Genomic DNA, 23,101 nt, shown 5'->3' with positions numbered 1-23,101 from the left:
GGGGGCGCCGGGGGTCAAGTGGCCCCCGGGGCTTCTATGGCGGCGCCGCTGCAGCACCGCTCTGTCTCGTCGTAGAACCGCTCCGTCTCGTCGACCGACGTCTTGAAGCGTTCGTCGAAGTCATCGCGGATGAGCGTCCGGATCACATAGTCCTGGACGCTCATTCCGCGTTTCGCGGCGTGCTGCCGGATGCGTTCCAGCAACTCCCCTTCGACCCGCAGGCTGAGCACTCTCGATCCCATACCGACACGGTCCCCGCACCACCCGGTCAGCCGTGTCACTTTCGGCTACGACCTCACCCATATGGGTGATCGAGTCGGAGCTCATGTGGGTGAGCGAGAGGAACTCGGGGGTAGACCAAGAGCTTTAATTTAGCCAAGGTAATGAGTTATGCTAATGACCATGCCGGAACTGTTCAGCGGCGACGATGCCGCTGCCGTGAGCGCTCTGCGCGGCGCCGTGATGCGCCTGTCCCGCCGCCTCAAGAACCAGCGGGTCGATGAGTCGCTCAGCCCCACCGAGATGTCCGTACTCGGCACCCTCGCCCGGCGCGGCCACGCCACTCCCGGTGAGCTGGCCCGCAAGGAGCATGTGCAGCCGCCGTCGATGACCCGCATCGTGGCCATGCTGGAGGCCAAGGGACTGGTCCGGCTGGAGCCGCACCCCGACGACCGCCGTCAGAAGGTCGTCACCCAGACAGAACAGGCCGAGGCGATGCTCGACGAGAGCCGTCGCAAGCGCAATGCCTGGCTCGCCGAGCTGGCCTCCGGGCTGGACGCGGACGAGTGGGCGAAGCTGCGGGCCGCCGCGCCCGTACTGGAGAAACTCGCAGAGATGTGAAACCCCAGACCAAGGACCCAGGCCAAGGAGGCGAAACCACTTTGAGTACGGGATCCGGAGCACACTCCGCCCCCGCACCGAACCCCGACCACGACACGGAGTCCGACGACGCGCCCGCGCCCGCCGCGGGCCCCGCCGCGGGCATAGCCGCACCTGCCGGTGCCCGCACCGGCCCGGACGCCGCTCGCACCACCACCGGCGGCACCGTCACCGGCCCGGATACCGCTCGTACTGCCACCGGCCCCACCGCCACACTGCGGAAGGGCATGTTCAGCTCACTCCGCATCCGCAACTACCGCCTCTTCGCCACCGGCCAGGTGGTGTCCAACACCGGCACCTGGATGCAGCGCATCGCCCAGGACTGGCTGGTCCTGAGCCTCACCGGCTCGTCGGGCGCGGTCGGCATCACCACCGCGCTGCAGTTCCTCCCCCTGCTGCTCTTCGGGCTCTACGGCGGCGTCATCGCCGACCGCTTCCCCAAGCGCAAGCTGCTGCTGATCACCCAGTCCGCCATGGGCTTGACCGGCCTGGCCCTCGCCGTGCTCACTCTCAGCGGCCATGTCCAGGTCTGGCACGTCTACCTGATGGCCTTCGCCCTCGGCCTGGTCACCGTCCTCGACAACCCCTCCCGCCAGGCATTCGTCGTCGAGATGGTCGGCCCGGACGACCTGCGGAACGCCGTCAGCCTCAACTCCGCCAACTTCCAGTCCGCGCGGCTGGTCGGCCCGGCCGTGGCAGGTGTGCTGATCACCGCCTTCGGCAGCGGCTGGGCCTTCCTGCTGAACGGCCTGTCGTTCCTCGCGCCGGTCGCCGGACTGCTGATGATGCGTACCGCCGAGCTCCACAAGGTCGACCGGGCCCCGCGCAGCAAGGGCCAGTTGCGGGAGGGCCTGCGCTATGTCTCGCGGCGCCCCGACCTCATCTGGCCCATCGTCCTCATCGGCTTCATCGGCACCTTCGGCTTCAACTTTCCGATCTGGCTGACCGCCTTCGTCTCCCAGGTCTTCCACGCCGACGCCGGCACATATGCCCTGTTCAACGGTCTGATGGCGGCCGGCTCGCTGATCGGCGCACTGCTCGCGGCGCGGCGCGCGTCCTCCCGGCTGCGGATGCTCGTCGGCGCGGCGATGGTGTTCGGCGCCCTGGAGATCACCGCCGCTCTTGCCCCCTCCTTCTGGATCTTCGCCGCCCTGCTCGCCCCCATCGGCATGGTCGGCCTCACCATCAACGTGACCGCCAATGCGAGCGTCCAGATGGCCACCGATCCGGTGATGCGCGGCCGGGTGATGAGCCTGTTCATGATGGTCTTCATGGGCGGTACGCCCCTGGGCGCGCCGCTCGTCGGCTGGGTCACCGATGCGTACGGCGCCCGGATCGGCTTCCTGACCGGCGGCGTGGTCTCCCTCGCGGCCGGTGCCGTCATCGGCCTGATCCTGGCCCGGGCCGGCGGACTGCGGCTGAGGATCGACCTGCGCCGGGGGAGCCGGCACCTGGCCTTCGTCCCGCGTGAGCGGGGGCCGGCGCCCGGCGGGCACGCGGCGGGGGACGGGCAGGACGGGGGCGCGGAGGGGCGGGAGCGGGTGGCTGCGGTGGCTTGATGGCCGCGGCGGCGGCCGTCGGGCCCGACCGTGTTCGGGCTCGCGACGCGGGTGTGGAGCGGCAGGGGGAGGAGGGGGCAGGCCCGTGCGGGGGACACGGGGACCGGTCGCCATACGTACGTCGGCCCGGGCGGGTGCCGCGTACGTACGTCGGCCCGAGCGAAGCGCCCTGTGCGTCCGCCGGCCCGACCGGAGGGCCCTGTACGTCCGGCTGGGCCCGCCCGCGTCAACCCGTGCGCCAGACTGGTCGCATGAGATTCTTCGCGGCGGTGCTGCCGCCCCGGGTGGCGATCGAGGAACTGGCCGCCGAGGTGGCGGCGCTGCGCCGGCTGTCCGGCGCGGACCGGCTGCGCTGGACCGGGCGGCCGGGCTGGCACTTCACCCTGGCGTTCTACGGGGAGGTGGCGGACGAGCTGGTGCCGGAGCTGCGTCTGCGCCTGGAGCGGGCCGCGCACCGTCACCATCCGTACGAGATGTGGATCAAGGGTGGCGGGCATTTCGGTGACCGCGCGCTATGGGCCGGGGTCGCCGGGGACCGGGAGGCCATGCGGCATCTGGCCGGGTCGGCGGAGGCCGCGGCGCGCAAGGCCGGGCTGGTCAGCGCGGGGCACGCGCACCGCCCGTACCACCCGCATCTGACCATCGCCCGCGGCCGTGACCGGGGGGCGCGGGCCCATCTCGCCCCGTTCGCCGCCGTCCTCGACGCATTCGAGAGCAGCGGCTGGACGGTCGGCGAGCTGGCCCTCGTCCGCAGCAATCTGCCGGTCTCCGGCGCGCCCGGCGAGCAGCCCCGGTACGAGACGGAGGCGGCCTGGCCGCTGGGCAGGTGAGGCGGCCGGTTACGCTCGCGGGGTGGATCCCAAGACCCGAAACCGGATCATGTCCGGCCTGCTCGCCGTGCTGCTCATCGTCGTGATCGTGGCGGCCGCGCTGGGCTGATCACCTCGATGGCCATGACGTCGGCCATGCCGTCGGCCGCCACACCGACGGCCACGCGGCGCACCGCCGACGTCGGGCATACGGCCCATCATCCCCCTCGGCGCACCGCCGCCGACGGGCACGCAGCCCACCCTGGACGACCCGACGGCCACGCGGCGCACCGCCGCCGACGGCCAATGCGATCACCGCCGCCGACGGCCACGTGGTGCACCACCACTGCTCTCGGCGCATCACCACCGCCCTCGGCGCACCGCCCGCCGTCGCTGCCTCACCAGGCGAACGCCTCCGGCGACGGTCCCGGCCCGGGGAGGATCTCGTCGAGCGAGGCGAGCAGCTCGTCCGACAGCTTCAGCTCCACGGCGCGCAGCGCGGAGGCGAGCTGGTCGGCGGTCCGGGGGCCGACGATGGGGCCGGTCACGCCGGGCCGGGTGAGCAGCCAGGCCAGTGCGACCTCGCCGGGCGCCAGGCCGTGCTTGTCGAGCAGGTCCTCGTAGGACTGGATCCGGTCGCGGATCGCGGAGTTGGCGAGGGAGTCGGCCGAGCGGCCGGAGACCGTCCGCGCCCCGCCGCCCTCCCGCTCCTTGCGGAGGGCGCCGCCCAGCAGCCCGCCGTGCAGCGGGGACCAGGGAATGACGCCCAGCCCGTAGCTCTCGGCCGCCGGAATGACCTCCATCTCGGCGCGCCGCTCCGCGAGGTTGTAGAGGCACTGCTCGCTGACCAGGCCGTAGGAACCACGGCGCCGGGCCGTCTCGTTGGCCTGGGCGATATGCCAGCCGGCGTGGTTCGAGGACCCGGCGTAGAGGACCTTGCCCTGCTGGACGAGGACATCGATGGCCTGCCAGATCTCGTCCCAGGGCGTCGCGCGGTCGACGTGGTGGAACTGGTAGAGGTCGATGTGGTCGGTCCCCAGCCGCTTGAGGCTGCCGTCGACCGCGCGCCGGATATTGACCGCGGACAGCTTGTCGTGGTTGGGCCAGACCTGCCCGCCGTCCGTCGCCATGTTGCCGTAGACCTTGGTGGCCAGCACGGTCTTGTCGCGCCGGCCGCCGCCCTTGGCGAACCAGGAGCCGATGATCTCTTCCGTACGGCCCTTGTTCTCGCCCCATCCGTAGACGTTGGCGGTGTCGAAGAAGTTGACGCCCGCGTCGAGCGCGGCGTCCATGATGAGGTGGCTGTCGGCCTCGTCCGTCTGAGGCCCGAAGTTCATCGTCCCGAGGACGAGTCGGCTGACCTTGAGTCCGGTGCGTCCGAGCTGCGTGTACTCCATGGGAGGTCAGCCAACTCCTTGGAGTGCGCTCGAATCAAGTGGGACGCGTGCGCTTGGCCGTGGTCGGCTTGGTTGTCCGCTGCGCTCGGCTTGGGCCGATCGGGGGCGCCCCGCTCTCGCCGGTCCGGACACCGCCTTGCCGGGCCGGACACCGCCTAGGGCAGCGCGCGCACCGACCCGCCCTCGCGCGCCGCGTACGGCCCCCGACGCCCCACTGTGGTGACTCGCGTCCTGACACCGTTCCGGCGGGGCGCGGCTATTGGCGTGGAGCCGTCACGCCGCCGACGCTCCGCGCGGTCCGGGATGGCAGTCTGTGCCCATGCGTTCGCTTCTGTGCGCGGCCGGTGCCGCGGGGATGGTGCTGTGCGCGGCGGTTGGGCCGGCCGCCGCCGATGAGCCCGACGGCTTCAAGGTCCGTGACGCCAGGATCACCGAGTCCAGCGGCCTGGCCGCCAGCCGCGCTCACCCCGGGATCTACTGGACCCACAACGACAGCGATGACGGCCCGTACGTCTACGCCGTCGAGGCCGCGTCCGGGCGTACCGTCGCCACTGTCACGCTGCGCGGGATCGGCGCCCCCCGGGACGTCGAGGCGATCTCGATCGGCCCGGACGGGTATGTCTACGTCGGCGATATCGGGGACAACAGGGGCGGTACGTGGGACCACGTGTGGATCTATCGCTTCCCCGAGCCGAAGCGGCTGCGTGACGCGACGGTCACCGCGGCACAGTTCACCGTGAAGTACGCCGACGGGCCGCGCGACGCGGAGGCGCTGATGGTGCATCCCAAGACCGGCCGGGCCTATATCGCCAGCAAGAAGCAGGGCGGGGGCGGCGCGCTCTACGAGGGCCCGCAGCGGCTCAGCACCTCCGGAGTCAACACCTTCCGCAAGGTCGCGCCGATCGACCTCTGGGTGACCGATGGTGCGTTCTCCCCGGACGGCACCAGGCTGGCGCTGCGCAGCTATTTCGGTGGCCGGATGTACCGCTGGCAGGACGGCCGCCCGAAGGACATCGGCAGCGTGGGCGTGCCGATCCAGCAGCAGGGGGAGTCGGTCACCTTCGCCCCCGACGGGCGGACGCTGATGTACGGATCCGAGGGGGAAGGCAGTGAGGTCGAACCGGTTGAGCTGACGGGAAGTCAGTTGCCGGAGTCGGCGAAGGGGGGCGCTGGCCCCGGGGAGGGGGATTCGGATGCGGCTTCGGGGGGGAGCGGCAATAGCGGTGCAGAGGAGGGGAGTTCCCGGAATTCGGAGGATGCCGGGATGCAGCCGAGTTTCGGTAAGGGGGCGCTGGTTTTGCTCGGGGCCACGGCGTTGGTGATGCTGCTGCGGAAGCTGGTGCGGCGGCGGGAGTAGGGGAGGGCTGGGAGGTAAGGGCTTGGATGGCTGGGGCTTACCGGGGCTTACCGGGGCTTACTGGGAGTCGTCCGGTTTGGTTCCGCCTTCGCCCTTGCTTTTCCCCTTGCTTTGGCCCTTGCTTCCGCCCTCTCCCTTGCTCGGGCCGTTCCCCGCGCTGGGGCTGTCCCTCTCGCCTTTCCCCTGACCCTTCCTCGCCTCTTCGGCCTCAGCTGTTCCTTCGCCCTCCTCCTCGATCAGCCGCAGCTCGTAATGGAGCGTCTTCTCCTTCTTGAGGCGGTGCGCGAGCGGCACCAACAGGCCGTGGATCAGTGGGTACTTACGGGTCAGGGAGCGCTCCGCGCGCCGGTACTCCCGGGTTTTCGGGTCGAGCAGCCGGACCCGTGCTCTGAGCGTGGGACCGGTGGGCCGGCCGCGAAAGGTGGAGGGGCAGATCTCCACCTCGGGGAAGTTGCGCATCCGTTTCGCCTTCCAGGCGCTGCCGTACGTGCGGATATACGCGTGGTCGCCGTCGACGGCGATATTCATCGGCGTGCCGACCCCGCTGCCGTCCCGTTTGAACGAGGTGAGCAGGATCGTGCCCTGCCGCTCGAAGGGGGCGAGGCCGGGGATCGCTGGAATCGTCATGTCCCCATACAGACACAAGCGGACCGTTTCGTCATGCCCGGAGTTGCCCTGAACCACCCATTCGGCCGTGTATGGACGGCGATGACCTCCTCGAAACCGTCCAGGAGCGCGGCCGGCCCCAGCTCGAAGACCGGGGTCTCGCCGTCGGCGAAGGCGTCCTCGTCGAGGGCGGCTAGGGCCGGGTAGCGGCCGCTGAGCATCGCCTTCGACAGAATCGGCTGCTGGGCCTGCCAGAAGGCGTCATTGCTGATGCCGGTGCGCTTTTCGGCGAGTACGGAGTTGAGCTGGGTGCGGGCGGTGCCGGTGACGAAGCCGGCGCAGCCGGGGGTGTTCCTGGTGCGGCTGCCAGCTCTCGCGGGCGGCCGCTTCGAGGGCCGGGCGCCAGTCGGCGTCGGGGTCGGGGCGCGCGTCGGCGTCGAGGGTCACGACCTTGTCGAGCATCAGGTCGAGGAGTTCGGCCTTGCCCGGGACGTAGCGGTGGAGCGACATGGTGCCGACGTCCAGTTCGGTGGCGACCCGGCGCATGGGCAGTGCGGCGAGCCCTTCGGCGTCGGCCACCGCCACCGCCGCCGTGACGATGCGGTCGACGAACGGCCCCGGCAGTCGCCCGCCGGGGCCCGTCGGGAAGCCGCTACGGCGGCCTGTCCGTTACAGCTTCTCGATGACGTAGTCGATGCAGGTCGTCAGCGCCTCGACGTCGGCCGGGTCGGTCGCCGGGAACATCGCGACGCGCAGCTGGTTGCGGCCGAGCTTGCGGTAGGGCTCGGTGTCCACGATGCCGTTGGCGCGCAGGGCCTTGGCGATGGCGGCCGCGTCGATGTCGTCGCTGAAGTCGATCGTGCCGATGACCTGCGAGCGCTTGGCCGGGTCGGCGACGAACGGGGTGGTGTGCTTGGAGTCCTCGGCCCAGCCGTAGAGGGTGCCAGAGGAGGTCGCGGTACGGCGGACCGCCCAGACCAGGCCGCCCTGGCCGTTGATCCACTCCAGCTGCTCGTTGAGGAGGAAGAGGGTGGCCAGGGCCGGGGTGTTGTACGTCTGGTTCTTGCGGGAGTTGTCGATCGCCGTGGGGAGGGAGAAGAACTCGGGGACGTGGCGGCCGGAGGCGTGGATGCGCTCGGCGCGCTCGATCGCGGCCGGGGAGAAGACTCCGATCCACAGTCCGCCGTCGGAGGCGAAGGACTTCTGCGGGGCGAAGTAGTAGACATCGGTCTCGGTGATGTCCACGGGCAGGCCGCCGGCGCCGGAGGTGGCGTCGACCAGGACGAGGGAGCCGGAGTCGGCGCCCGCGACGCGCTTGATGGGCGCGGCGACACCGGTCGAGGTCTCGTTGTGGGTGAGGGCGTAGACATCCACGCCCTCCTCGGCTCGCGGCTCCGGGTGGTCGCCCGGGTCGGCGGAGATGACGGTGGGCTCGGCCAGCCAGGGCGCGAGCTTGGCCGCCTTGGCGAACTTGGAGGAGAACTCGCCGAAGGCCAGGTGCTGGGACTTGTTCTCGATCAGGCCGTGCGTCGCGATGTCCCAGAATGCGGTGGAGCCGCCGTTGCCCAGGATGACCTCGTAGCCCTCGGGGAGCTGGAAGAGGTCGCGTACGCCGTCGCGCACCTTGCCGACCAGGTTCTTGACCGGGGCCTGGCGGTGGGACGTACCGAGAAGTGAGCTACCGGTGGCGGCGAGGGCGGCGAGCGCCTCCGTACGCACCTTGGAGGGGCCAGCGCCGAAGCGTCCGTCGGCGGGCTTGATGTCAGCGGGAATCTGGATATCAGCCACGGGCGAAGCCTAATCCGTTGTGACGTGGGGTCCGGCTCCGCGTCCACCGGATGAGATGAGGGTCATGCGCCCGGTGAGACGGTGGGGTCCGGGGCGGCGGCGTCCGTGGCGTAGACGTCGGCGATGGCGGCCGCGGCGCGGGCCAGCGCCTGGCGGGCCTCGGGCGGGTCGAGCACCTCAAGGGAGTCGCCGAACTGGCGCAGTTGGCGCACGGCGTCGAGGACGGGGTAGGCGAGGTGGAGGGTGGCCCAGTCGGTGGGGGTGGTTGCTCCTGATGGGGTGTCTTCACCTTCGTGGGCTTCGGTCGGATCGTTCGCCTCGTCCTCTTCATCCGCCTCGTGCGCCGCGTCACCCGTTCGTGGCGGGTCGGTCAGTGCGGGGCCGAGGATGCGTCCGGCCAGATCGAGCCGGTCGCGGCGGATCCGGGCGGTCACCCGTACCGGCGCCGGCCGCTCAGGACCCGCGCGATCCGCATGCCTACAGCGGTGACAATGCGCTGCTCAGCGGGCTCGATGCGGCGGCGCTGCGACGGGTGGCCGCGCTGACCGGACCGGAGTCGCTGCGGCCGCAAGCCGCGCCGACCGCGCCGGTGATGGTTGTGCTGCAGCTCAACCACATGGGGGGTGCGATGGCGGCGGGCGACGGGGCGGCGGGCGCTGTCGGCCACCGTGATGCGCGGTTTCTGCTGCGGCTGCTGTCGCCGCTGGGCGCCGGCGGCCCGCAGGCGGATCCGGCGACGGACCTGGCGGCCGTACGGGCGCTGCACGACGAGGCGCTCGCCGCCGTCGCACCGTGGCGGCTCGGCCGGAACGTGAACTTCGTCTTCGGCGCGCACGGGGAGCGGGCGGCCGCGGCCGCCCGCCGTCGAACCGAGGTGGCGCGCAGCCTCCACGGCGACGGGGCGCACCGGCGGCTGGCCGCGCTGAAGGCCGCCCACGACCCGGAGAACATGTTCCGGTTCCACCCGTACGATGCCGGGACGAGCCACCCGAACGATGTCGGAACGTGCCACCCGTACGACGCCGGGACGCGTCACGCGTACGACGTCGGGACGCGCCTTCCGTCCGAGGCCGGGGCCGGGACGCGCCACCCGTAGGGCATCGGTGCGGCACCGGTACCCGCCACCTGTAGGACATCGGCAGTGTGCGTCACCCGTGGGACACCGACATGGCACCGGCCCGGCACCGGTACCCGCCACCCGCAGAGCCGTACGGAGACATTCCGGAGGTGGCCCGGAGGCGGCCCGAAGGCGGTCGGGAAGCGGCCCGGCGGCGTTGCGGAGCCCGTCCGGCCGCTCCCCGTCACCCTTACCCGCCACCCCCTCACCCCACCGACGGGCCAGCCGAGGCGCCAGGACCCGGTCCGAGTGGGCAGGCTGGGGGCATGGCTGATCGTACGGAGACAGGGCAGCGGGACCTGGAACAGAAGCAGCGGGATCTGGAACGGAAGCAGCGGGACCTGGAACAGGAGTTGGCCGCCGCGGTACGAGGGGAGGTCTCGTTCACCGCGGCCGACCGGGCACTGATGACGATGGACGCGTCCAATTACCGGCGGGTGCCCCGGGCGGTGGTCGCACCCCGGGACGCCGAGGACGTCGCGGCGGCGCTGCGGGTGTGCCGGGAACGCGGCGTGCCGGTCGTGCCCCGGGGCGGCGGGACCAGCATCGCCGGACAGGCCACCGGCACCGGCGTCGTACTGGACTTCACCCGGCACATGCGGCGGATCGTGTCGCTGGACCCCGCCGCCCGTACGGCCGTCGTCCAGCCCGGCGTGGTGCTGGACGATCTGCGGGCGGCGGCCGCCCCGCACGGCCTGACCTTCGGCCCCGATCCGTCCACGCACAGCCGCTGCACCCTCGGTGGCATGATCGGCAACAACTCGTGCGGCGCCCACTCGGTGGCCTGGGGAACCACCGCCGACAATGTGCGGGAGCTGGAGCTGCTGACGTACGGCGGCGAGCCGGTGCGGGCCGGCCGCGGGACGGACTCCGCGGGCTGCCCCACCGGACTGCCCCCGCGTCTCCGTGACGGCGTGAAGGCCCTGGTGGACGGCGAGTTGGCGCTGCTGCGCACCGGCTACCCCGATCTCCCCCGCCGGATCTCCGGCTATGCGCTGGACGCGCTGCTGCCGGAGGCGGGCACCGATCTGGCGCGGGCGCTCACCGGCAGCGAGGGCACCCTCGGCGTGCTGACGGAGGCAACCGTACGGCTGGTGGAGACCCCGGCGGCGCGGGCGCTCGCCGTCCTCGGCTACCCGGACGAGAGCGCGGCGGCCGAGGCCGCGCACACGCTGCTCCCGCACCGTCCGCTGACCGTCGAGGGGATGGCCGCCGATCTGGTGGGCGGCGCGGCCGGGCTGCCCAAGGGCGGGGCCTGGCTGTTCGTCGAGATGGGCGGCGGGAGCCGCGCCGAGGCGACGGCTCGGGCCGAGGCGCTGTGCCGGGCGGCGGCCGCGGACGGCGCCACCGACCACACCCTCGTCACCGACGCGGCCGGGCAGCGGGCGCTGTGGCGGGTGCGCGAGGACGCGTCCGGTACGGCGACCCGTATGCCCGACGACTCGGAAGCCTGGCCCGGCTGGGAGGACTGCGCCGTACCGCCCTCCCAACTCGGCCCCTACCTCAGGGACTTCCGCGCGCTGTTGGCTGATCACCAGCTGCGCGGCACCCCGTACGGCCATTTCGGCGACGGCTGCATCCACATCCGTATCGACTTCGACCTGATGACCGCTCCGGGCATCCGCCGCTTCCGCCAGTTCTCCTCCGACCTCGCCGAGTTGGTGGTCGCGCACGGCGGCTCGCTCTCCGGCGAACACGGCGACGGCCAGGCACGGTCCGAGCTCCTCCCCAAGATGTACGGCCCGGAGCTGGTGGGTCTGTTCGCCCGATTCAAGGACCTCTGGGATCCGGCAGCCGGCCTGAACCCCGGCATGCTGGTACGCCCCGCGCGGCTGGACGAGAACCTCCGCTTCGACGTCCTGCCGAGGCGGCCGGTGCCGGTCGAATTCGGCTATCCGCACGACGACGGGGACTTCTCGGCGGCCGTACGCCGATGCGTAGGTGTGGCCAAATGCCGTACGGAATCGCTGGGTTCAGCATCCCGCGACGTCATGTGCCCCTCCTTCCGCGCCACCGGCGAGGAACAGCACTCCACCCGGGGGCGGGCGCGGCTCCTCCACGAGATGCTCGCGGGCGAGGTCGTCACGGAGGGCTGGCGGTCGCCGGAGGTGCGCGACGCCCTGGACCTCTGCCTCTCCTGCAAGGGCTGCCGCAGCGACTGCCCCGTAGGCGTCGACATGGCCACGTACAAGGCGGAATTCCTGCACCACCACTATGCGGGCCGGGTACGTCCGGCCTCGCATTACTCCATGGGCCGCCTGCCCCAGTGGCTGCACGCTTCGGCCGCGGCCGCCCCCGTCCTCAACGCACTGGCCCGTACGCCCTTGGCAGCCATCGGCAAGCGATTCGCCGGAATCGCTCCCGAGCGCTCCATCCCCCCGCTGGCCACGGAACCCTTCACCCGCTGGTGGTGGCGAAGGCGGGCGCAGGGCCGCGTGGGGGGCGGACCCGGCCACCTGGTCATCCTCTGGCCCGACACCTTCACCAACTACCTCTCCCCATCCGTCGGCCAAGCCGCCGTCCACGTCCTGGAAGCCGCCGGCCTGCGCCCCCTCCTGCCACCGACCGCACCGGTACGCCTGACTACGGGCGGCGCCTTCCCCCAGCCCCGCCTGCACCGTCCGCCCCTCTGCTGCGGGCTGACCTACGTCTCCACCGGCCAGCTGGACCAGGCACGCAAGGTCATGCGCCGCACCGTCGAGGTCCTGAGCCCCCTGCTCAGCGCAGGCCGCCCCCTCGTCGTCCTCGAACCAAGCTGCGCGGCGGCCCTCCGCACCGACCTGCCCGAGCTGCTGTCCGGCGACCCCCGCGCCGCCCAACTCGCCGCCTCCGTACGAACCTTCGCCCAGACCCTGGAAGAACTCGCCCCCGACTGGCAGCCCCCACGCCTCAACCGCCCCGTCGTGGGCCAGACCCATTGCCACCAGCACGCCGTCCTGGGCGACGCCGCCGAACGCCGCCTACGCGAACGGGCTGGCTTGGAGGGTGAGTTGACCGGTGGCTGCTGCGGTCTGGCAGGCAACTTCGGCTTCGAGCGGGGCCACTACGACGTATCGGCCGCCTGCGCGGAGGAGCAACTTCTCCCGACGGTGCGGAAAGCACCCGCCGACGCCGTGGTACTCGCCGACGGCTTCTCCTGCCGTACACAGCTGGACCAGCTGGGGGGACGGCGGGGGCGGCATGTGGCCGAGGTGCTGGCGGAGGGTACGGGCTGGTGCCGGGGGTGATCCATGCTCCACTCCCGGCGCCCCGCTTCCGCGGTTGCGGTACGCCGTTCCCCGTCGAACAGTGGAACGGAGGCGAACGGAGATGTACCCGACTGGGCACAGGTTTCCGGCCCGCCACAGGGCGGAACGGCGTCCGATCCATGGCATCCCGTCCGTCCCGGACAATCCCCCGCCGAAAGGGCGCCGCGATGACCCTGCACATCGACAGTATCGATCCTCCCCAAGGCCGGGCAGGCCAGAAGTGGGTCACCATCCGTGGGGATCTGGACTCCGCTACCACGGTGCGATGGGGAGATACCAAGCTCAGTGCCGAGGACTGGTACGAGGAGACCTACCCGGACGGCCACACGGAGCTCGACATCACTGTTCCCAAGGGTGCGGGGACCGTGCATGTCGTAGCCGAGGGTGACGGCGAGAGAAGCAACGACGTGGAATTCACGTACGAGTGAGCGGTGAGAGCGGGGAGCGTTCGGGGCCGGATTCCGATTCCGCAGGTATCCCGTGATGTGAAGCCGTCGCCGTACGGCCCTCGGTATGGGTCTCCGTACGGGGCTCCACATCCGGTCGGGCGGTGAGTGCATACGTGCACCCCTCTGCATCAACGGCCCTGAGGATGAACGGGATTCCGGCCGCGAGCCCGTCCACCGCCCACCGGTGTTCGGCCACTTCGTCCAGCCAGGCCCGCATCGCCCCGTCGTACGGGGCACCTAACTGCTGCGCCACGTGCTCCGCCCGCTCACGGATCCAGCCCACGGCCCGGCCAGGTGAGTACGACACCCACCCACCGAGGTCGATCGGGGACCCGTCCGGGCGGCGGGCCGTGGCCTCTGCCCGGTAGGCCGGGCCTTGCGGGGCCGTTACGGCTTGAGCGGCGCCGGTAGCTGGCGCCGTGCCGACGCGTGGCCGGCGCCCCTTTCGCTCCATCCAGCCCATCCGGCCCATCCTCGTTATCAGGCCCACTCGACTCATCCGGTCTTTCCGGTGACGTCCCGGTCGACGTCCCAGCCCCGTGCTCATGCGTCCACCGGGACCAAGCCATGCCCACATGCTTCGCTCTCCTCGGTATGGCTGATTACGGGGTGTGCAAGGAACGCATTCACGCGGCGACCCCGTAGGAGTCGTAGCTCTGGATCAGCTCGTACCAGAGGAGCTTGCCGGTCGCGCCCGGGCCATACGGGAACTGGTCGAGCGAGTAGCCGCCCCAGTTGTCCGCACAGAGCTGGACCAGGAGCAGCCCGCGCCCATCGACTTCCGTGGCCCTCTCGGCCACCCTGGCCGCCGCGAGCTCGTACGCGTACGGGCCGGGCGGCCGGTCGAAGGGGGTGGGGATAACGGGGTTGCTGTCCCAGACGCTCACCCGTAGCCGGCTCTCCGCGAGCCCGCGCACGCGGACCTGGGTGGGGCCATCAGGAGCGTGCCGGTAGGAGTTGCTGACCATCTCGCTGGTCAGCAGCTCTGCGGTGTCGATCAGTTCGGACATCCCGTGTCCATGGAGCACGGCATGCAGGGCGAGTCGTGCCACGCGGACGGACCGGGGGCTGTGGGGAAGGTGGAACGAGTAGGCCCACGGCTTGTCGGCCGACTCGGACGAGGGGGATTGCGGGGATACGGTACGGCTCATCGAGTTCTCCTCATGGGATGCGGAGTTGATGTGTGCGTAGAGGTGCGTACGAGTTCCGCCCCATCCCTGTGCGGTGCGAATCCGCTGGTGGGGGTGGGTGGTTGGGCGGCTTGGCTCACAACCCTAACGGTTCATGGTTAACTTTAACTGCGCTATACGAGGAACCTTGCTCAATCCCCTCGTGTGGGTGACGCGTCAAGTGCAGAGCCAAGGAGTACGTCATGGTCCCCGTCGGTAGTCCCACCCTGAGGCAGCGGCGCCTGGGGCATGAGCTGCGCAAGCTTCGTCAGCAGGCCGACCTGTCCGCCACGAAGGCCGCTTCCCAACTGGGCGTCAATACAGCCAACATCAGCATGATTGAGTCCGGTCGAGGTGCTATCAGTGCGGAGCGGGTACGCACCCTCGTAGGTATTTACTCCTGCGCGGACGAAGAGTTGGTGGACGCCTTGGCCGCGATGACCGGTGGAAGAACCCGGGGCTGGTGGGACGAGTACCGAGAGCACCTGCCTGCCGCGCTCATCGATATTGCTGAACTTGAGCACCACGCAGTGGAATTGCGGGGCGCTCTCACTATGCATATCCCGGCGCTACTTCAGACGCTCGAACATGCTCGTTCGCTCTTTACGCAAGTTGTGCCACCGCTACGGGCATACGAGATTGAGCACCGCCTTGCCTACAGGATCAGGAGGCAGGGGATCATCTTCGGAACCGATGCGAAGCCATATCGCACCATCATCCACGAGGCCGCACTGCGCATGGGTTTCGGTGGCCCGGACGTTGCTCGTGCCCAACTGCACCATCTCGTGGACATGAGTACCCAGAAGAATATCTCCGTGCGCGTGATCCCCTTTGGGATGGACGGCTTCCCCGGAAACGGGCAGTCCTTCGACTACGCCCTTGGGGCCGTCCGCCAACTGGACACGGTCCAGCTCGACGTCCACCACGGGTGCGAATTCCTGGACTCCGAGGCGCAGCTCGTCAAGTACCGGACAATCCTGCAGCGTATGGAAGATTGCTCCCTCGAACCGGGGAAATCCCGGGACTTCATCAACCACATCGCAGAAAGCATCTGAGAAGCCATGGAGACCACAGTGCATCACTGGCAGAAGTCGAGCTTCAGCGGCGACTCGTCCAACTGCCTCTACCTGGCCGCGGACGCGAAGGACACCATCCTGATACGTGAGAGCGACGATCCCCGTCGGACCATAGTGGCCACCAGCTCAGCCGCGCTCGCCGGTTTGCTGTGCGGGATAAGGGGCGACACGTTCGGAAGAGCCTGAACCGACCATAGCGCTGCGGCAGTATGGCCGCAGCGCTCTTGCAGTGCGTCGGGTCAGCGCATGGCCTCAAGCGCCTTAGAACATCGGCGTCATCGAAGTTCAGCAGGGCGACCAGCCGGGAGTCAAAGATCCAGAAGTCTTCGGCGGGCAGGCGCAGCCGGTCTGCGTCGGCACGCCATAGATTGCGGACGTCCTCACCCGTGGCTGCGTTGCACCTCGCGTAGCCGAGGAGAAAGAGCTGGCCGCTGGTCGGTGGATTGTCAACGATGCGCACCCTGCCGACGTGCTTACCGGCCGCAGTCTGCGCGCGCATGTTCGTGCACCATGCGATATCCAGATCCCATGTCACGGTGCCGGTGTCGATGAACTCTCGGTAGCTCTCGTCCTCTTGGTCCGAGGCGTAGGCGCGTCGCGTTTCGAGGTGCCATGCCGAGTGCTCGAAGGTTTCGAAGAGCTTGAGGAACTCACTCTGATCGATCAGTTCAGGCACGCGATCCGTCTCCTTCGGACCCCAGTTCACAAGCAGTTCGCGAGGAACAATGACGGCAGAATCCCCGAACCGAAGTGCTGGAGCTGATTGAGGTCTGCGGCGTCGGTGAGCGGTGCTCCCTGCACGATGATCTCGCCCGTTTCCAGGTCTTCGTGCAGAGCAGGACAGCCTCCGAACTTGCTGTCTGTGCCCGTGAAGCGCAGTCGTCGCGCCATGGTTGTCTCCCTCGTAGTGGAGGTTGCGCCCGTCCAGTATCTCGGTCTCCGAGGCACTGCACCACGGAGTGCAGTGCCCTGCGTGAGAACACACGAGAACATCCAGCCGTGATCGAGAACATCAGCGAACATCGCGTAGTAGGTACATTTCTCGATCCCTAACGTCCCGCTCATGACCGCACCGGACAATCAGCAGCGGACCGACCCCGTCAAGGCATCCGTCTCCCTCCGCAGTGCGCTGACCTCTGTCGAGATGACACTGTCACCACTCCGAGTGGATGTTGCATCGCCTGAGCTGCGGCTCGGCGAGCTGAGGTGTGCCTGGCCGGAAGGCCGCTGCCCCGTCTGCACTGACCTGGAGCTCGGCCGGAAGCGAGCCGAAGCGGAGCGAGATCTCAGCCGGGTGACCGATTTCAACGTGCTGATCGTCCGGCATCGGATGGCCCACGCGTCTGAGTCGTGATGGGGCAGCGGGCAGCCGCGAAGACTCCCGCCCCGGCCGCCGTTCCCTGGCAGGAAACGGCCGGAGCGGGCGGTCTGGCGGCGGGGGAGGACCGGGTCGGTGGGTGGTGGGTGAGCGGAGATCGTTTCCTCTCGCTCAACCTGATCGCCTGCAGCCCGCACCGGGTGCGCCCGGAGTACCGGTGTCCGCTGCATCTGGGGGAGTAGGGCCAGTAGGAGCAGTAACTGGTCGTGGATCGGCTGCCGGTGCGCGGCCAGGGTTACCAGGAATGGACACCCGCCTTACCGGGTTCCTCCTCCTCACCCCCTTTCGTGATCCGTTCCGGGATGACGTCCGGAACCTCGCGGGCCGCCACCCAAGTGGCGCGGCATTCGGACGTCAGGGCATGACCAGGTTTGCCTTTTACCTGATAGTGAGAACGGGGTGGTCCTGTCCCTCCGACTTCGGGAGATCGCCACATGGAATCCGGCTCCAATGTCTGGAACTGTCCGTTCGACTACGCCGAGGCCCTTGAGTTCGATCCGACACTCAAGCGCCTGCTGACCGAGGAACCCGTCGCCCGTATCAAACTGCCATACGGGGAAGGCGAGGCCTGGCTGGTCACCCGGTACGAGGATGTGCGGACGGTGACCACGGACCGGCGCTTCAGCCGGCACGCGATCGTCGGCAAGGATTTCCCCCGGATGACGCCGGAGCCGATCGTCCAGGACGAGGCGATCAATGTGATGGACCCGCCCGCCAACAGCCGGCTGCGGAGCCTGGTCTCCAAGGCGTTCGCGCCGCGGCAGGTGGAGCGGATGCGGGCCCGCACCCAGCATGTCGTGGACGAACTGCTGGACCGCATGGCGGAACACGGCCCGCCGGCCGACCTGATGGAAAGCCTGGCCAATCCGCTGCCCCTGACGACGATCTGCGAGGTTCTCGACATCCCCGACGGCCACAGCGCCCAGCTGCGCGCACACGCCCGGACGATGATGAACGTCACCGCTGAGAACCGCGACAACGCCAAACGCGCCAAGGCCGATATGCGCGCGTACTTCGCGGAGCTGACGGCCGAACGGCGCCGTAACCCGGGCGACGACATGATCAGCGCCCTGGCCATGGCCCGTGACGGCGATGAGGTCCTCGACGACGACGAACTGACCGTCATGGCGATGGTCCTGCTCATCACCGGCCAGGACACCACGATGTACGAGATCGGCAACCTCTCCTACACCCTCCTCACCCGGCCCGCGGAGCTCGCGATGCTGCGCTCCCACCCTGAGAAGCTGCCGCAGGCGATGGAGGAAATGCTGCGCTTCATTCCCTTCCGCAAGGGCGTCGGTATTCCGCGGGTCGCCCTTGAGGATGTGGAATTGAGCGGGGTGAAAATCCGGGCCGGGGACATTGTTCATGTCTCCTATCTGACGGCAAACCGGGACCCGGAGAAATTCGACCGTCCGGATGAACTGAACCTGGAACGCGAAGTTCCCATGAGTCACATGACCTTCGGCTGGGGCGGCCACCACTGCCTGGGCTCTCCGCTCGCCCTCGTCGAGCTCGAAGTCGCACTGAGCACCCTGCTGGAGCGTTTTCCGGAGCTGAGACTGGCGAAACCGGCCGAGGAGGTTTCCTGGAACAAGACCGCGATCTGGCGCTACCCGCTGGAGCTGCCGGTCGCATGGTGAAAAAATCCCAGTTCCGGTGACATTGCCCAGATGCCGCCCCCATCGTGATCGTGATCCTGTCGGACCAGAGGAAAAGGCATTTCACGGGGCGGATGGGCGGGCCTTAGCGTGGGGTGCGTGACCCCTTCGCCTGCCGCTCCTGATGGGCCCGTATCGGCCAAATCGGCCAATTCCCGTCATCGTTCCTCCTTCTCTTCCGTCCCCGGTGCGTCGTACGGTTCCGGCCCCGATGCCTGTGGCATCGACGGGGCGATATCCCCGTCGGTGCCGCCCTCGGCCGAGGTGCTGACGGCCCAGGACCGGGCCCGGACCACCGGGGCGGCGGGTGCGCAGGGGCGGCTCGGGTCGGTGGCGCTGGTGATCGGCGGCATCGTCTCGCTGCAGTTCGGCTCGTCCGTGGCGGTGCTGCTCTTTCCGCGGGCCGGTGCGCTGGGCGTCGTCACGCTCCGGCTGGTCGTCGCCTCGCTGGTGCTGCTGGTCGTCTGCCGCCCCAAGGTGCGCGGATATACGCGTGGTGACTGGGGCACGGTTCTCGCGTTCGGTGTGGCGCTGGCGGGGATGAACTCGCTCTTCTATCAGGCGATCGACCGGATTCCGCTGGGCGCGGCGGTCACCCTGGAGTTCCTCGGGCCGCTGATCTTGTCCGTGGCCACCTCGCGTCGCGCGCTGAGCATGTTGTGGGCGGTGCTGGCGCTCGGTGGCGTGGCGCTGCTCGGGCGGGAGGGCTTCGACGGGCTGAACCCGCTCGGTGCCGGGTGCGCGCTGGCGGCCGGCGGGCTGTGGGCCGCGTACATCCTGCTCTCGGCCCGTACGGGGCAGCGCTTCCCGCAGGCGGACGGGCTCGCGCTGGCGATGACCGTCGCGGCGGTGCTGAGTCTGCCGCTGGGCGTCCACAGCGCGGGCGCTGCCCTGCTGAACCCGGTGACGTTGGGCCTGGGCGCCGCCGTCGCGCTGATGTCGTCCGTCCTGCCGTACACGCTGGAGCTGCTCGCCCTGCGCAAGCTCCCGGCCGCCGGCTTCGCGGTCATGATGAGCCTGGAGCCGGCCGCCGCGGCCACCGCCGGCTTCCTGGTCCTGCACCAGTCGCTGGGCTGGGCCGAGGTGCTGGCGATCGGGCTGGTCGTGGTCGCGAGCGTGGGAGCGGTACGGAGCGCGGGGACGCACGGCTGACGCGCCCCCGCTTCCCCCCCTCAACCCGCCCGCCGCACCCGCGCCCTCAGCGGCGTAGCCGGCTGGAGCAGCAGGCCCGCCTTCGGCGTCACGGGGCCCGGCGCGAGGTCCAGATGGAAGCTCTGGGCCAGCGTGGCCAGCAGCAGTACCGCCTCGACCTGGGCGAAGCGGGCGCCCAGGCAGGTGCGCTGACCGCCGCCGAACGGGAACCAGGCGTGGTCCGGGATGACATGCGGGGCGTCGGGGCCCCAGCGCTCGGGGCGGAAGACCCCGGGGTCGGGGAACCACCGGGGGTCCCGGTGGGTGGACCACTGGGAGCACCACACCGTCGTCCCGGCCGGGATACGGCTGCCGCCCAGGGTGGCGCCCTCGCGGGCGGCGGTGGCGATGGCCCAGGCGGGCGGATACAGCCGCAGTGTCTCCTTGACGATCTGCTGGGTCCAGGTCAGGCGGTCGTAGTCGTCGATGGTGGGCAGCCGTCCGCCGAGCACCCGCGCCAGTTCGTCGTCCAGCAGGGCACGCACCTTCGGCGACTGGCCCAGCATGCACCAGGCCCAGGTCAGAGCGGTGGACGTGGTCTCGTGACCGGCCGCCCAGAGCGTCACCGCCTCGTCCCGGACCTCCTCGGCCGACAGTGGCCGGCCCGCCCCGTCCCGGGCCGCGAGGAGCCGGCTGAGCAGATCGTCCCGGTCGCCGCAGCCTGCGCACGCCCTCCCGTCGCCCGCCACCGCCCCGGGCGGAAGCGCTTCGCGCTGCTGTGACATCCCGTCGCCCGCCACCGCCCCGGGCGGAAACTCCCCCGGACTCCGTCCGGGGGGACGCCCATCGCGCTGCTGTGACATATCGTCGGCATCCGCTCCCCGGGCCTGCCCGTTCGGCCCGGCCCGTCCGAGCCCGGCGGCCGCGCGCACCTGCCCGGCATGCCGGGCGCTGATCAGCCGGTGCACTTCGGCGTCGATGGTGGCGACGGCGGCGAGCAGCCGCCGCCGGCCGGGGGTGGGTACCCAGCCGGGCAGGAAGAGGTTGATGCCGCGCAGTTCGTCGCTGACGACCTTCTCGGCCACGGTCATCGTCTGGCCCAGCGCCCGCGTCCGGTCGCCGAGGTCGTTGCCGAACAGCGTCCGGAGCACGATCTGCTGGGTGATCAGCGCCATCTCCTCGTGCACATCGATCTGCACGGCCTCGTGCCCATCGGTCCGCTCGCGCTCCCGCCAGCGCTCGGCCGCCAGCCGCGCGCACTCGACCATGGTCGCGGCATACGGACGCACCTGACGGGGGCGGACGGTCGGCTGCACCAGGCCGCGCTTGCGGCGCCATTCCGCCCCCTGGCCGAGGAGGACGCTCTGGCCCGTCACCTGCCGGAACGCCCAGAGAATGTCGAGGACGTCGAACGACTGCTCCCGGGTCGTCAGCAGCTCGGCGATGTGTTGCGGATGCGAGAGGAACAGACCGCGCATCGGGCCCAGTGACCAGGTCACCGCGTCCCCGAAGTCGTCGCGGAGACGGACCAGGAAGGCCAGCGGATCCTTGCCGAACGCGGGGAGGTTCCCGAGTCCCGGCAGACCGCGCGGACCGGGTACGGGGCGGAGCGGAAGGGGTCGGGGCGGAGCGGGACGTGGCGGCACAGCGGACGGAACGGACAAGGCTCCTCCAGACGTCGATACGCGTCGGTCGATACCCGTCATCCGTCTACCACGCCGGGAACGGCGCGCCGGGGCGATCGCTCAGGGCGCCAAGAGGCTCACGGGGCAGCCATGCAGACCACGTACGCCGTCCCTTTGACCGGCGCACGCTGTGGCATGTCGTAGACGGCCTTCTGGGCGTCCTCCAGTTCCCTGCGGGCGGCCTGGCGCTCCTCGTCGGTCGTGGCGTGGTCCACCGCGTCCTGCTTGCCCTGCAGGGAGTCCAGGTGTTTGAGCAGGTCCGGGTTGACCGCGCCGGCGCTGACCACCCAGCCGTTGCCGTCACGGGTGGGCCGGGACATGGTCACGCTCTGCTCCATCTCGTAGCCGGAGAGACGGTAGCCGCCACCGGTCGTGTGGTAGCCGTCGGGGCACCGTGCGGTCAGGCGGTCGAGTTTGCCCCGTTCGGAGACGGTCTGCTGCGCGGGCCGGTGCTGGGGGGCGGCGCTCGCGGCCACGACCGCGCCGCAGGCGAGCAGGCCGACGGTTGCTGAGGCGAGGGTCAGTGCGGTGGCGCGCATCGCGGATCGGCCGTCCTTGGGGAGCGAGTGGGGGCAGGGGGAGGAGGGGAGGAACGGGGAGGAGGGGAGGGGGTGGTGGGGCAGGGGGCGGACGGGGGCGCATCACGGCAGTTGGGGGGCGGAAGGGGGCGGATGAGGAAGGCATTCCTGATACCTCTGACCGTGTTGCGCGATGTGATCACCTGCCGGGTGTTCATTTCGCCGACTTGGCGGGGCAGAAAATCATGCAGGCGTGCTTGATTGTTTCTATCGGCGCTGTCACGCTCGGAACGCACCACACCGCACCCGCACGGCCGCGGCCCTGTGCCGCGCTCGCCGTCGTATGCCACAGGGCCCTGCCCGCAAGGCAGTTGGGCCGTCGAGGGGAGTGTCGCGTGTCCGATCCCGGCGCCGTACTGGCGGATCTCAGGGAGGAGAGTGCCGAGCTGGACGCCCTGGTGGCCGGGCTGCCGGCCGAGCGGTGGGCGGCCGCCACGCCCGCCGAGGGCTGGACCGTCGCCCATCAGATCGCCCATCTGGCCTGGACCGACCGGCAGGCGCTGCTCGCCGCCACCGACCCGGACGGCTTTCGGCGGGCCGCGCAACGGGCCCTCGCCTCGCCGCTGACCTTCGTCGACGAGGGCGTGGCGGACGCCGCACGGACGCCGCCCGCGGAGCTGCTGGCGGACTGGCGCGCCGGGCGGGAGGCGCTGCTGCGGGCGCTCCTGGAATGGCCGGCGGGCGAGAAGCTGCCGTGGTACGGGCCGTCGATGAGCGTCATGTCGATGGCGACCGCGCGGCTGATGGAGACCTGGGCGCACGGGCAGGACGTCGCCGACGCGCTGGGGGTGACGCGTACCCCCACCGCCCGGCTGCGGCATGTCGCCCACATCGGCGTACGAACCCGGGATTTCGCCTACGTCGCTCATCAGCTCACCCCACCCAAGGAGGAGTTCAGGGTGGAGCTGCGGGCGCCATGGGGGTCCCCCCGCGCATGGGGGTCCCCCCGCGCGAGCGAAGCCGAGCATGGGGGAGAAGCCGAGCGTGGGGGAGGCACCGTGTGGGCGTACGGGCCCGCGGACGCCGCGCAGCGGGTGACCGGGGAGGCGCTGGAGTTCTGTCTGCTGGTGACCCAGCGGGTGCACCGCGATGATGCCCCGTCCCTGCGTGCGGAGGGGGCGGACGCGGAGCGGTGGCTGGGAATCGCCCAGGCGTTCGCCGGGCCACCGGGGAAGGGGCGCGAGCCGAGGGCCCCGGGTGGCGCACATGACTGA

General features: G+C 70.2%; 23 protein-coding genes and 3 pseudogenes. 14 read left to right on the top strand and 12 right to left on the bottom strand.

What is annotated here, in order from left to right:
• Window positions 1-14: 14 nt before the first annotated feature.
• Window positions 15-242, bottom strand: a complete 228-nt coding sequence (locus tag K9S39_RS18460) for a BrnA antitoxin family protein (protein ID WP_248864463.1) — start codon at window positions 240-242, stop codon at window positions 15-17.
• A gap of 160 nt (window positions 243-402) precedes the next feature.
• Between K9S39_RS18460 and K9S39_RS18455 the strand changes: the two genes are divergently transcribed.
• The 3 genes from K9S39_RS18455 to thpR all read left to right on the top strand — a co-directional run bounded on the left by K9S39_RS18455 (window position 403) and on the right by thpR (window position 3,268).
• Entirely contained in the window at window positions 403-840 is a 438-nt protein-coding gene (locus tag K9S39_RS18455; RefSeq protein ID WP_248864462.1) for a MarR family winged helix-turn-helix transcriptional regulator, read from the top strand.
• A gap of 41 nt (window positions 841-881) precedes the next feature.
• Entirely contained in the window at window positions 882-2,438 is a 1,557-nt protein-coding gene (locus tag K9S39_RS18450) for an MFS transporter (protein WP_248864461.1), read from the top strand.
• A 251-nt stretch (window positions 2,439-2,689) separates the two neighbouring features.
• Window positions 2,690-3,268, top strand: a complete 579-nt coding sequence (thpR, locus tag K9S39_RS18445) for an RNA 2',3'-cyclic phosphodiesterase (protein WP_248864460.1) — start codon at window positions 2,690-2,692, stop codon at window positions 3,266-3,268.
• Between the two features lie 377 nt (window positions 3,269-3,645).
• Here the strand turns inward: thpR and K9S39_RS18440 are convergent, their stop codons facing one another.
• Window positions 3,646-4,644 carry an aldo/keto reductase gene (locus K9S39_RS18440; RefSeq protein ID WP_248864459.1) on the bottom strand — a complete coding sequence of 333 codons (999 nt, stop codon included), beginning with the start codon at window positions 4,642-4,644 and terminating at the stop codon, window positions 3,646-3,648.
• 319 nt (window positions 4,645-4,963) lie between these two features.
• On the opposite strand from K9S39_RS18440, the gene K9S39_RS18435 reads away from it, so the two are divergent.
• Window positions 4,964-6,001 (top strand): TolB-like translocation protein, encoded by a 1,038-nt coding sequence (locus tag K9S39_RS18435; protein WP_248864458.1) that lies wholly within the window; start codon window positions 4,964-4,966, stop codon window positions 5,999-6,001.
• Between the two features lie 228 nt (window positions 6,002-6,229).
• Here the strand turns inward: K9S39_RS18435 and K9S39_RS18430 are convergent.
• The 5 genes and pseudogenes from K9S39_RS18430 to K9S39_RS18410 all read right to left on the bottom strand — a co-directional run.
• Window positions 6,230-6,628 (bottom strand): annotated as a pseudogene (locus K9S39_RS18430) (PPOX class F420-dependent oxidoreductase); the annotation flags it as partial.
• Window positions 6,625-6,885, bottom strand: a pseudogene (locus K9S39_RS18425) (TetR/AcrR family transcriptional regulator C-terminal domain-containing protein); the annotation flags it as partial. The pseudogenes K9S39_RS18430 and K9S39_RS18425, both read right to left, overlap by 4 nt.
• Complete coding sequence (locus K9S39_RS18420; RefSeq protein WP_248868854.1) at window positions 6,869-7,153, bottom strand: hypothetical protein; 285 nt, start codon at window positions 7,151-7,153, stop codon at window positions 6,869-6,871. The pseudogene K9S39_RS18425 and the gene K9S39_RS18420, both read right to left, overlap by 17 nt.
• Before the next feature lie 123 nt (window positions 7,154-7,276).
• Complete coding sequence (serC, locus tag K9S39_RS18415; RefSeq protein WP_248864457.1) at window positions 7,277-8,395, bottom strand: phosphoserine transaminase; 1,119 nt, start codon at window positions 8,393-8,395, stop codon at window positions 7,277-7,279.
• 62 nt (window positions 8,396-8,457) lie between these two features.
• Entirely contained in the window at window positions 8,458-8,829 is a 372-nt protein-coding gene (locus K9S39_RS18410) for a WCX domain-containing protein (protein WP_248864456.1), read from the bottom strand.
• A gap of 98 nt (window positions 8,830-8,927) precedes the next feature.
• Here K9S39_RS18410 and K9S39_RS18405 point away from each other — a divergent pair, with 98 nt between their 5' ends.
• The 3 genes from K9S39_RS18405 to K9S39_RS18395 all read left to right on the top strand — a co-directional run bounded on the left by K9S39_RS18405 (window position 8,928) and on the right by K9S39_RS18395 (window position 13,188).
• Window positions 8,928-9,491, top strand: a complete 564-nt coding sequence (locus tag K9S39_RS18405; protein ID WP_248864455.1) for a hypothetical protein — start codon at window positions 8,928-8,930, stop codon at window positions 9,489-9,491.
• A gap of 287 nt (window positions 9,492-9,778) precedes the next feature.
• Window positions 9,779-12,739: an FAD-binding and (Fe-S)-binding domain-containing protein gene (locus K9S39_RS18400; protein ID WP_248864454.1), complete on the top strand. Its 2,961-nt coding sequence runs from the start codon at window positions 9,779-9,781 to the stop codon at window positions 12,737-12,739.
• A 188-nt stretch (window positions 12,740-12,927) separates the two neighbouring features.
• Window positions 12,928-13,188, top strand: coding sequence for a hypothetical protein (locus K9S39_RS18395; protein WP_248864453.1), 261 nt, complete (start codon window positions 12,928-12,930; stop codon window positions 13,186-13,188).
• On the opposite strand, the gene K9S39_RS18390 is transcribed toward K9S39_RS18395, so the two are convergent.
• Both K9S39_RS18390 and K9S39_RS18385 read right to left on the bottom strand, forming a co-directional pair.
• Window positions 13,175-13,516, bottom strand: a complete 342-nt coding sequence (locus K9S39_RS18390) for a hypothetical protein (protein WP_248864452.1) — start codon at window positions 13,514-13,516, stop codon at window positions 13,175-13,177. The genes K9S39_RS18395 and K9S39_RS18390 overlap by 14 nt on opposite strands.
• Window positions 13,517-13,835: 319 nt before the next feature.
• Window positions 13,836-14,360, bottom strand: a complete 525-nt coding sequence (locus K9S39_RS18385; RefSeq protein WP_248864451.1) for an ATP-binding protein — start codon at window positions 14,358-14,360, stop codon at window positions 13,836-13,838.
• Between the two features lie 221 nt (window positions 14,361-14,581).
• Here K9S39_RS18385 and K9S39_RS18380 point away from each other — a divergent pair, with 221 nt between their 5' ends.
• Window positions 14,582-15,433 carry a helix-turn-helix domain-containing protein gene (locus K9S39_RS18380; RefSeq protein ID WP_248864450.1) on the top strand — a complete coding sequence of 284 codons (852 nt, stop codon included), beginning with the start codon at window positions 14,582-14,584 and terminating at the stop codon, window positions 15,431-15,433.
• A gap of 6 nt (window positions 15,434-15,439) precedes the next feature.
• A complete protein-coding gene (locus K9S39_RS18375) occupies window positions 15,440-15,640 on the top strand; it encodes a DUF397 domain-containing protein (protein ID WP_248864449.1) in 201 nt (66 codons plus the stop codon).
• Between the two features lie 49 nt (window positions 15,641-15,689).
• Here the strand turns inward: K9S39_RS18375 and K9S39_RS18370 are convergent.
• Window positions 15,690-16,345 (bottom strand): annotated as a pseudogene (locus K9S39_RS18370) (DUF6879 family protein); the annotation flags it as partial.
• A gap of 172 nt (window positions 16,346-16,517) precedes the next feature.
• On the opposite strand from K9S39_RS18370, the gene K9S39_RS18365 reads away from it, so the two are divergent.
• The 4 genes from K9S39_RS18365 (at window position 16,518) to K9S39_RS18350 (ending at window position 19,645) form a co-directional block, all read left to right on the top strand.
• On the top strand, window positions 16,518-16,808 hold the full coding sequence (locus K9S39_RS18365; protein ID WP_248864448.1) for a hypothetical protein: 291 nt from the start codon (window positions 16,518-16,520) through the stop codon (window positions 16,806-16,808).
• Complete coding sequence (locus K9S39_RS18360) at window positions 16,808-17,014, top strand: hypothetical protein (RefSeq protein WP_248864447.1); 207 nt, start codon at window positions 16,808-16,810, stop codon at window positions 17,012-17,014. The genes K9S39_RS18365 and K9S39_RS18360 overlap by 1 nt, the downstream gene beginning before the upstream one ends.
• A 252-nt stretch (window positions 17,015-17,266) precedes the next feature.
• Window positions 17,267-18,475: a cytochrome P450 gene (locus K9S39_RS18355; RefSeq protein WP_248864446.1), complete on the top strand. Its 1,209-nt coding sequence runs from the start codon at window positions 17,267-17,269 to the stop codon at window positions 18,473-18,475.
• A gap of 282 nt (window positions 18,476-18,757) precedes the next feature.
• Window positions 18,758-19,645: an EamA family transporter gene (locus tag K9S39_RS18350; RefSeq protein ID WP_248868853.1), complete on the top strand. Its 888-nt coding sequence runs from the start codon at window positions 18,758-18,760 to the stop codon at window positions 19,643-19,645.
• Between the two features lie 20 nt (window positions 19,646-19,665).
• Here the strand turns inward: K9S39_RS18350 and K9S39_RS18345 are convergent, their stop codons facing one another.
• Together K9S39_RS18345 and K9S39_RS18340 are read right to left on the bottom strand one after the other, a co-directional pair.
• On the bottom strand, window positions 19,666-21,288 hold the full coding sequence (locus tag K9S39_RS18345) for a cytochrome P450 (RefSeq protein ID WP_248864445.1): 1,623 nt from the start codon (window positions 21,286-21,288) through the stop codon (window positions 19,666-19,668).
• A gap of 98 nt (window positions 21,289-21,386) precedes the next feature.
• Window positions 21,387-21,848, bottom strand: a complete 462-nt coding sequence (locus K9S39_RS18340) for a hypothetical protein (protein WP_248864444.1) — start codon at window positions 21,846-21,848, stop codon at window positions 21,387-21,389.
• Window positions 21,849-22,222: 374 nt separating this feature from the next.
• Here K9S39_RS18340 and K9S39_RS18335 point away from each other — a divergent pair, with 374 nt between their 5' ends.
• Window positions 22,223-23,101: a TIGR03084 family metal-binding protein gene (locus tag K9S39_RS18335; RefSeq protein ID WP_248864443.1), complete on the top strand. Its 879-nt coding sequence runs from the start codon at window positions 22,223-22,225 to the stop codon at window positions 23,099-23,101.

It is taken from the genome of Streptomyces halobius (assembly GCF_023277745.1).
Taxonomy (GTDB): domain Bacteria; phylum Actinomycetota; class Actinomycetes; order Streptomycetales; family Streptomycetaceae; genus Streptomyces; species Streptomyces halobius.
Note: the sequence above shows the minus strand (reverse complement) of the source record. Positions and strands in the feature narration are given on the sequence as shown.

Coding starts and splice junctions, on each gene's coding strand:
- K9S39_RS18365 (WP_248864448.1), top strand. CDS start 16,518: ATGACCGCACCGGACAATCAGCAGCGGACCGACCCCGTCAAGGCATCC.
- K9S39_RS18395 (WP_248864453.1), top strand. CDS start 12,928: ATGACCCTGCACATCGACAGTATCGATCCTCCCCAAGGCCGGGCAGGC.
- K9S39_RS18455 (WP_248864462.1), top strand. CDS start 403: ATGCCGGAACTGTTCAGCGGCGACGATGCCGCTGCCGTGAGCGCTCTG.
- K9S39_RS18360 (WP_248864447.1), top strand. CDS start 16,808: ATGGGGCAGCGGGCAGCCGCGAAGACTCCCGCCCCGGCCGCCGTTCCC.
- K9S39_RS18460 (WP_248864463.1), bottom strand. CDS start 242: ATGGGATCGAGAGTGCTCAGCCTGCGGGTCGAAGGGGAGTTGCTGGAA.
- K9S39_RS18375 (WP_248864449.1), top strand. CDS start 15,440: ATGGAGACCACAGTGCATCACTGGCAGAAGTCGAGCTTCAGCGGCGAC.
- K9S39_RS18435 (WP_248864458.1), top strand. CDS start 4,964: ATGCGTTCGCTTCTGTGCGCGGCCGGTGCCGCGGGGATGGTGCTGTGC.
- K9S39_RS18380 (WP_248864450.1), top strand. CDS start 14,582: ATGGTCCCCGTCGGTAGTCCCACCCTGAGGCAGCGGCGCCTGGGGCAT.
- K9S39_RS18385 (WP_248864451.1), bottom strand. CDS start 14,360: ATGAGCCGTACCGTATCCCCGCAATCCCCCTCGTCCGAGTCGGCCGAC.
- K9S39_RS18355 (WP_248864446.1), top strand. CDS start 17,267: ATGGAATCCGGCTCCAATGTCTGGAACTGTCCGTTCGACTACGCCGAG.
- K9S39_RS18340 (WP_248864444.1), bottom strand. CDS start 21,848: ATGCGCGCCACCGCACTGACCCTCGCCTCAGCAACCGTCGGCCTGCTC.
- K9S39_RS18440 (WP_248864459.1), bottom strand. CDS start 4,644: ATGGAGTACACGCAGCTCGGACGCACCGGACTCAAGGTCAGCCGACTC.
- K9S39_RS18420 (WP_248868854.1), bottom strand. CDS start 7,153: ATGCGCCGGGTCGCCACCGAACTGGACGTCGGCACCATGTCGCTCCAC.
- thpR (WP_248864460.1), top strand. CDS start 2,690: ATGAGATTCTTCGCGGCGGTGCTGCCGCCCCGGGTGGCGATCGAGGAA.
- K9S39_RS18400 (WP_248864454.1), top strand. CDS start 9,779: ATGGCTGATCGTACGGAGACAGGGCAGCGGGACCTGGAACAGAAGCAG.